The organism is Vibrio sp. 2134-1 (assembly GCF_033339495.1).
In genome coordinates this window covers 1-614 of record NZ_JAWOUS010000624.1, presented here as the reverse complement: position 1 = coordinate 614, position 614 = coordinate 1, and the positions used below count along the sequence as shown (strand labels likewise).

Here is a 614-nt window from a genome sequence, read left to right as displayed (position 1 = left end):
CAAAACGCAGTTTTGAAGGCTCAGGTTTGGGCTTAGCGATTTGTAAGAACCTCGTGGATTTAATGCAAGGTGAGATCAGTTTCGAAAGTGAAGAGCGCAAAGGTACAACGTTTAAAGTTTCCATCCCTTTAAAAGAGGGGCAAGCTCAAGGCGCAGCGTCGGGGGAGTTGGCTGTTGTCGAACGAAGCGACTTAGCTGGGCGCTCGATATTGGTGGTGGATGATATCCGAATGAACCAAGTCATTGTGACGCAGATGCTGAAAAAGCTCGACATTACTCCTGATTTAAAAGCCAATGGTTTGGAAGCGCTAGAAGCGGTTAAAAACAAAGATTACGAATTGATATTTATGGATTGTCGAATGCCGGAAATGGATGGTTACGAAGCAACGGCTCACTTGCGACAAAAAGGCTTCGACCGTCCAATCATCGCCTTAACAGCAGGCACAACGATTGAAGAACGTCAAAAGTGCATTGATTCAGGCATGGACGATATCCTCACTAAGCCGTACACAGCAACCGATATTGAACAGATTATGTGTAAGTGGCTCGAGCAGTAGACGCTGTCTCTTAAAAAACGGATGCTTGTTGGCTAACGGCTAACGGCTAACCGCTAA

General features: G+C 45.9%; 1 protein-coding gene. It reads left to right on the top strand.

Features of this window, described 5'->3' with window-relative positions; genetic code table 11:
* The coding region (locus R7R78_RS27600; protein ID WP_225474793.1) for a response regulator at nt 1-557 on the top strand (557 nt) is incomplete at its 5' end.
* Between the last annotated feature and the right edge of the window lie 57 nt (nt 558-614).